Origin of the sequence: Halobacillus litoralis (assembly GCF_020171725.1) — a bacterium.
GTDB lineage: Bacteria > Bacillota > Bacilli > Bacillales > Halobacillaceae > Halobacillus > Halobacillus litoralis_F.
Genome location: NZ_JAIVAJ010000015.1, coordinates 26,643 through 33,584, shown reverse-complemented (window position 1 = coordinate 33,584; position 6,942 = coordinate 26,643). Strand labels below are relative to the sequence as shown.

At 45.9% G+C, this 6,942-nt stretch carries 7 protein-coding genes, 1 rRNA gene and 1 other annotated feature; of the genes, 2 read left to right on the top strand and 6 right to left on the bottom strand.

Features of this window, described 5'->3' with window-relative positions; genetic code table 11:
- The 4 genes from LCM20_RS19880 to leuS all read right to left on the bottom strand — a co-directional run.
- Window positions 1–353, bottom strand: a 16S ribosomal RNA gene (locus tag LCM20_RS19880); the annotation flags it as partial.
- A gap of 333 nt (window positions 354–686) precedes the next feature.
- The gene (locus LCM20_RS19875; RefSeq protein ID WP_225197226.1) at window positions 687–989 is read right to left on the bottom strand and encodes a rhodanese-like domain-containing protein; all 303 of its coding nucleotides are present in this window, start codon (window positions 987–989) and stop codon (window positions 687–689) included.
- Between the two features lie 39 nt (window positions 990–1,028).
- Window positions 1,029–1,340: a rhodanese-like domain-containing protein gene (locus LCM20_RS19870; RefSeq protein ID WP_225197225.1), complete on the bottom strand. Its 312-nt coding sequence runs from the start codon at window positions 1,338–1,340 to the stop codon at window positions 1,029–1,031.
- 85 nt (window positions 1,341–1,425) lie between these two features.
- Window positions 1,426–3,840: a leucine--tRNA ligase gene (gene leuS / locus LCM20_RS19865; protein WP_225197224.1), complete on the bottom strand. Its 2,415-nt coding sequence runs from the start codon at window positions 3,838–3,840 to the stop codon at window positions 1,426–1,428.
- A gap of 56 nt (window positions 3,841–3,896) precedes the next feature.
- Window positions 3,897–4,123: a binding site (T-box leader), on the bottom strand.
- A gap of 110 nt (window positions 4,124–4,233) precedes the next feature.
- Between leuS and LCM20_RS20155 the strand changes: the two genes are divergently transcribed.
- Together LCM20_RS20155 and LCM20_RS19860 are read left to right on the top strand one after the other, a co-directional pair.
- Window positions 4,234–4,359 carry a hypothetical protein gene (locus LCM20_RS20155; RefSeq protein WP_263622210.1) on the top strand — a complete coding sequence of 42 codons (126 nt, stop codon included), beginning with the start codon at window positions 4,234–4,236 and terminating at the stop codon, window positions 4,357–4,359.
- 73 nt (window positions 4,360–4,432) lie between these two features.
- Window positions 4,433–5,005, top strand: coding sequence for a class I SAM-dependent methyltransferase (locus LCM20_RS19860; RefSeq protein WP_225197223.1), 573 nt, complete (start codon window positions 4,433–4,435; stop codon window positions 5,003–5,005).
- Window positions 5,006–5,016: 11 nt separating this feature from the next.
- On the opposite strand, the gene LCM20_RS19855 is transcribed toward LCM20_RS19860, so the two are convergent.
- Window positions 5,017–6,057, bottom strand: a complete 1,041-nt coding sequence (locus tag LCM20_RS19855; protein WP_225197229.1) for a tetraprenyl-beta-curcumene synthase family protein — start codon at window positions 6,055–6,057, stop codon at window positions 5,017–5,019.
- A gap of 50 nt (window positions 6,058–6,107) precedes the next feature.
- Window positions 6,108–6,884: an alpha/beta hydrolase gene (locus LCM20_RS19850; RefSeq protein WP_225197222.1), complete on the bottom strand. Its 777-nt coding sequence runs from the start codon at window positions 6,882–6,884 to the stop codon at window positions 6,108–6,110.
- Between the last annotated feature and the right edge of the window lie 58 nt (window positions 6,885–6,942).

Sequence of the window (6,942 nt, the reverse complement as noted above, 5' to 3'; positions counted from 1 at the left end):
CCGTGTCTCAGTCCCAGTGTGGCCGATCACCCTCTCAGGTCGGCTACGCATCGTCGCCTTGGTGAGCCGTTACCTCACCAACTAGCTAATGCGCCGCGGGCCCATCTGTAAGTGATAGCGAGAAGCCATCTTTTAACATCTCTCCATGCGGAGAAATGTATTACCCGGCATTAGCTCCGGTTTCCCGGAGTTATTCCGATCTTACAGGCAGGTTGCCCACGTGTTACTCACCCGTCCGCCGCTCGTTCCACAAGCGTCACCCCGAAGGGATCAGCTTGCTTCCCGCGCTCGACTTGCATGTATTAGGCACGCCGCCAGCGTTCGTCCTGAGCCAGGATCAAACTCTCCATAAAAGTTAAGTTTGACTTGCTCATTTGCACATCGAAATGTGCTCGTTGTCTTTTCTTCACTAAGAAGAAAAAATTTGACGTACTGGTTGGTTCGTTCAGTTTTCAAAGATCAAATGGCCTGTCTTAAGTGACAGTAAACAAATTCTAGCATATGATGTAAAGTTGTGTCAATAGAGTTGTTAGAATTTGTTGAATCTTTTTTGTTTTCGCTCCTTTAAAGAAGCAACGTTATCTATAATACATGGCTCAGAGTTTGAAGTCAATAACTATCTTGAATTTTTATCGTGCTTTTTTCTAAGAACAAAAGAAGAACCTCTACGCTCGGACGTAGAGGTCTTAGGAATAGGTGTAATAGATGGCCTTTGTCTTCTTCCCCTTGATAATTCCTGCTGCCAATCTCGCTTCCCGCTGATCGTCGGCAATAAGGAGAATGTTCTTGTCACAAGAACTCCGCTTCTTCCACTCTCTTTTTAAATAACTGAGAGGAATGTTATCTGCCCCGGGGTAAGGAGAACGGTGTGCAGAAATATAGTCACGCACATCGATGACACAGAAATCAGAGAAATTTTGCGTGCCATCTGCCGTGATCTTCTCAGGCATTTTCAAACGTCTACTATATAGGAAGAACAGCAAAATCATAATAAGAGAGCAATAAACGAGAATGTCCATGGTCTCTACTTAGAAGATGAGTTCTCCGTCCCATTGAAGCATGCCGCCCTGCATGTTTTTCACGTTAGAGAATCCATTCTCTTTCATATACTCAGCAGCATTCATGCTTCGGCGTCCGGAACGGCAGATCATGATGTATTCCTGATCTTTTGGAAGTTTTTCGATTTCGTTTGGAATCTGTCCTAATGGGATGTGCTTCGCCTCTGGAACCATCCCTTCGGCTACTTCTTCATCTTCACGTACATCTATAATCGTCATGTCATCGTTCTGCTCGATTTTCTTTTCAACTTCGTTTGGTGTGATTTCTTCAATGTGACTCATGTGTGTGTGCCTCCTTCAATGATTTGTTCGCATGTATCATTATATAGTAAAAAGCCACCTCCTTAAACTGAGGTGGCTTCATAAATTAATTCGCTACGATGTTCACAAGCTTACCAGGTACAGCAATGACTTTACGAACGGTTTTACCTTCAAGCCAAGGTTGGACTTGGTCGTTTTCGAGTGCTTGTTTCTCTAGATCTTCTTTGGAAGCATCTTTGTTCACCATCATCTTCGCACGGACTTTACCAAGTACTTGGATGACGATCTCCACTTCTTCTTCAACGAGTTTCGATTCGTCGAATGTCGGCCATGCTTGATAGCTGATTGTCCCTTCATGACCGAGCTTCTCCCAAAGTTCTTCCGTAAGGTGCGGAGCAACTGGAGATAGAAGCTTCACAAAGCCTTCAACGTAGGACTTCGGTAGTTCATCCACTTTATAAGCTTCGTTGATGAATACCATCATTTGAGAGATTCCTGTGTTAAAGCGAAGCTCTTCAAAGTTTTCCGATACTTTTTTCACGGTTTCGTGGTACACCTTCTCAAGAGTCTGATCCTGACTGTCTTCCTTAATAGAAGAGGAAAGCTCTCCTTCGTGTACGAACAAGCGCCATACGCGATCAAGGAAACGACGCGCTCCGTCCAGTCCATTCGTTGACCATGAAACGGAAGCGTCCAATGGTCCCATGAACATTTCGTACAGGCGAAGTGTATCTGCACCGTGAGAGTACACGATGTCATCAGGGTTTACAACATTGCCTTTCGACTTACTCATTTTTTCGTTGTTTTCCCCAAGAATCATTCCTTGGTTAAACAGCTTCTGGAATGGTTCCTTCGTAGGGACGACACCTGCATCATAAAGAACTTTGTGCCAGAAACGTGCATACAACAGGTGAAGGACAGCGTGTTCTGCACCACCGATGTACACGTCAACAGGCAGCCACTTCTTCAACAAGTCGTAATCAGCGAAGGTCTCATCATTTGTTGGGTCGATGTAGCGAAGGTAATACCAGCAGCTACCCGCCCACTGAGGCATTGTGTTCGTTTCGCGACGACCTTTCATGCCTGTTTCAGGATCGACAACATTCACCCAGTCATCAATATTAGCAAGTGGAGACTCACCCGTACCTGATGGCTTGATTTCCGTTGTCTTCGGAAGTTGAATCGGAAGATCCTCTTCTTCAACAGCCGTGATCGAACCATCTTCCCAATGAATCACAGGGATGGGTTCTCCCCAGTAACGCTGACGGCTGAACAGCCAATCGCGCAGACGGTACGTTGTCTTCTTCTGGCCCTTACCATTTTCCTCTAACCATTCAATTGCTTTAAGAATGGCTTCATCTTTCTCCAACCCATTAAGGAAGTCAGAGTTGATGTGCGGGCCGTCTCCTGTATAGGCTTCTTGTGAAATATCTCCACCTTCTACAACAGGTACGATAGGAAGATCGAATTTATTGGCAAATTCATAATCTCTCTCGTCGTGAGCAGGCACAGCCATAATGGCTCCGCTTCCGTAACTCATCAATACATAGTCAGCTACCCAGATTGGCAGTTTCTCACCGTTGATCGGATTGATGGCATAGGATCCCGTGAAGACACCGGATTTGTCTTTCGCTAAATCGGTACGCTCAAGATCACTCTTGTTCTGAGATTTTTCGACATACGTATCCACTGCTTCTTTTTGTTCGTCCGTGACAATCTCACCAACTAATGGATGTTCTGGAGCGACAACCGCGTACGTGGCGCCGAACAGCGTGTCTGGACGGGTTGTGAAGACATCGAAGGATCCTTTATCCCCCTCGATAGAAAAGGTCACTTCCGCTCCCTCTGATTTTCCAATCCAGTTGCGCTGCATATCTTTAATGCTTTCCGGCCAATCCAAGTCTTCCAGATCGTCAAGAAGACGGTCTGCATAAGCCGTGATCTTCAGCATCCACTGCTTCATCGGGCGACGCTCTACAGGGTGGTCGCCACGCTCACTTTTACCATCGATGACTTCCTCGTTTGCGAGAACGGTACCAAGTGCCGGACACCAGTTCACCGCTACTTCGTCAACGTATGCAAGACCTTTCTCGTAAAGTTTAAGGAAGATCCACTGCGTCCATTTATAGTAATTCGGGTCCGTTGTATTTACTTCGCGGTCCCAGTCATAGGAAAATCCAAGCTCCTGGATTTGGCGACGGAACGTTTCAATATTTTGAAGCGTGAATTCCTCCGGGTCATTCCCCGTATCAAGTGCATACTGCTCTGCAGGAAGACCAAATGCGTCCCAGCCGATCGGGTGAAGCACTTCATACCCTTGCATCCGCTTCATACGGGAAAGGATATCTGTCGCGGTGTACCCTTCTGGGTGTCCTACGTGCAACCCTGCACCTGATGGATATGGGAACATATCCAAAGCATAGAATTTTGTTTTATCTGATTGGCCATCTGTTTTGAATGTCTTGTTCTCAAGCCAATGCTTCTGCCATTTCTTCTCAATTGTCTTATGATCAAAAGCCATGTCTCTGCCTCCTCATTTTATCTCTAAAAATATAAAAAAGCCCCACGTCCCCTAATAAAAGGGACGAGAGGCTTGATTCCCGCGGTACCACCCAAATTAACGTTTCAATAAACGTTCACTCTAGAAGGTCGATATCGGCGACTTCACCGGCAGAGGCTAGTGGAACTCCATTCACTTCTGCGACATCCAAGGCGAGTTCGTGAAAGTTCAAGGACAGCTTACACCAACCGCTGTCTCTCTCTAGACTTGAATCTTCCCTACTACTCCTCTTCTTCGTCTTCATGTATTCTATTCGTATGTTAATGAAACGCCAAAGCTTTGTCAAGGACTGCCTGCAAATGACTTTCTTTTGGAACGATTTTATATTATGGTGAAACTGTGAGGTGATCATAAGTGAAAAAGCTGATCCAAAAAGGGATTAAGTATGCGAAAGATAACCCTGAAGATGCGAAGCGATATGCAAAGAAAGCGTACGACACCGTTAAAAAATATAAAGACAAACAAAAACCGAAGAAATAGTCTGCTCCTATATGGTGCAGGCTTTTTTCATTTCGTGCTACAATGACTCAGGATATGAAAGGAGTTTGATTATATGGCACTGCAACGCGTATTACAGTTCGCTCACTCATTAATGGAAGGTGTCGTGGAAAAAGGGGATATTACCGTTGACGGAACGTGCGGCAATGGACACGACACCCTTTTTCTAGCGCAGCTTGTCGGTGAGAACGGACACGTATATGGCTTTGACATCCAACAGGATGCGATTCACCATACAGAAGAACGCTTGAGAGAGCACGGCGTGGACTCAAGAACTACACTGATCCAAGATTCCCACTCCACGATTAACGAACATCTTGCTGAGGAACACAAACAGAAAGTCAAAGCAGGAATCTTCAATCTAGGGTACCTGCCCGGAAGTGATAAATCGATCGTGACAAAGCCGGAGGAAACGATCGCATCTGTTGAACGCCTCCTCGAACAACTCATTTCAGGCGGAATCATCGTACTCGTCGTCTACCACGGTCACCCCGGAGGCAAAGAAGAAAAAGAGGCACTGCTTGAATACGTACAAGGGCTGGACCAAAAAGAAGTCAGAGCACTCCAGTACGGATTCATCAACCAACGAAACACACCTCCCTTTATCATAGCGTTAGAAAAACAATAAGCCAGAGTGCTCTATAAAGAGCGCCCTGGCTTTAATTTATGGTACATCTTCGTATTGAAATAAAAGAAAGAAGCTTTCCGTCCACTGATTCTGAGCAACCCTTTCACAAAGTTCCTACCGTCTGCGAGTCTGCCTACTTTCTGATCGGCAAGATACATCCCGACAAGCCCTTCATGAATCATTTGGTGGAAGGACACATCAGGTAATTTGCGGATCTCTTCGTCTGTATGTTGTACAAAATAGGAGAAACGGTCTTTCATTTCCTGTTGGTGGGTGTAATACGAACAGAAGTTCAAATCCCCTTCTTCCTCGTCCTCCTGCTGATCGATATAGTAATCCAGCAGTATATGCAAACCTTGCATAAAGGGGAAATAGCTTTTTTCGATCTGCTTGGCTAACGATTCGTCCAATCGCCCACTGAGCAGATAAGACACGAGACAAAAGATGCCGAGCGTAGAGCCTGTACACGCAGAGAATTCATACCACTGTAAATTCGGCCACTGATCCTGATGGTCTTCAAACCATTTTTTCAATCTCGGAATTCTCTCTTCTTCCATGACATGCTTATGTACTTGTAGGTCATTGTACAAAGAGCCGAGTTTCAATGTATGTGGCTTCACAAGCGAGTAGGCTTCTGCGCTGCCAAGGACGGACTGGCACGTTCGGACTAAGGCATGCAAATACCCGCCATCGTCCTGGTCTTCCCGGTAGGCATAATAATTTTTCAATTCATTCCCCGGGGTGAGGGCATCCGTCATCGATTCGTGGAGCATGCGGAAATCCTCAGGATCCATCGATGTGCTGCGGTCACATAAGTTGTCTAAATAATCGCTGATGGTCTGATAGGCGACAATGAACCGAACGGCCTCCGACTGTCGATTCCCAGCAAGAAGACTGTATATTCCGCCCCCTTCACAATGGAAGGTTTTCTCTTCAATACTCATTAAAGCCTGCGAACGAAGCTCATCATTCGGGATGGCCTTCGCACGCTCGATCCATTGATTCAATTCAGTATGAACACTAGGAAAAACTTCTCTATAAACACGGTACATCAAATGAACAGCATTTCTAGGTGCTTGAACAGACAAGACAAATCCTCCTCTTAGTGTAATTGCCTCTTTATAAAATCAAGTGTGTATCGATAGACTTCTTCCCATTCAGGTTCATTGAAAATTTCATGATAGAGATTGGGCCACTGCTTATAGCATTTCTCATCTGTATCCACCAGGTTGAACCATTCTTTCGTCTTTTTGACTTCAACCATTTTGTCTGCTTCAGCCTGCATGACAAGCAGCGGAACATTCGGAAAACCCTCGACTTCTGCAAAAGCTTTTTTTATTGCCCTTCGAAATTCATGATACCACCGCACCGACACCTTTTCCAGAATCAGGGGATCGTCCAAATCCTTATTGATCACAGCTTGATTCCGCGTCACCATCTCAGGCTTCATAGGAGACTTCACTCTTACGGAAGGTGAAACTTTGTCGAGCACTTTGGATACAGCCTCAAGCGGCTTACCAGCACCGTTCAGAATTCCGGCAGCGGGAGAAGAAAGAATGACCCCGTGCACATCCGGCTTAATCGTCTGCATCGTCCGGATTACGACAGTTCCCCCCATACTATGTCCCAAAAGGAATACAGGCTTCGTCCGATCCGCTTCTTCAATCCAGGTCGAGACGGTATCCACGTATTGTTGGAAAGACTTGATATGTCCCGCCTTCCCATCTGTTTCCCCCTGCCCGGGCAGATCTCCGTATATAACGGTGAACCCGTCAGTCTGAAACTGTCTGGCCAGCGACTCATACCGGCCACCATGCTCAAAAGCTCCGTGTACGATGATCACTGTCCCTTTACTCGGTTCTACACTCCACCTTTTCACCGACAATTCGCCTCCCTGTTTGCTATACTAAGTATATTGACATTATAAGGGGGAAGCG

Bases quoted from the DNA above. Each gene is read 5' to 3' on its own strand.
- LCM20_RS19875 (WP_225197226.1), bottom strand. From the start codon at position 989: ATGATTTTGCTGTTCTTCCTATATAGTAGACGTTTGAAAATGCCTGAG.
- LCM20_RS19870 (WP_225197225.1), bottom strand. From the start codon at position 1,340: ATGAGTCACATTGAAGAAATCACACCAAACGAAGTTGAAAAGAAAATC.
- leuS (WP_225197224.1), bottom strand. From the start codon at position 3,840: ATGGCTTTTGATCATAAGACAATTGAGAAGAAATGGCAGAAGCATTGG.
- LCM20_RS19860 (WP_225197223.1), top strand. From the start codon at position 4,433: ATGGCACTGCAACGCGTATTACAGTTCGCTCACTCATTAATGGAAGGT.
- LCM20_RS19855 (WP_225197229.1), bottom strand. From the start codon at position 6,057: ATGTACCGTGTTTATAGAGAAGTTTTTCCTAGTGTTCATACTGAATTG.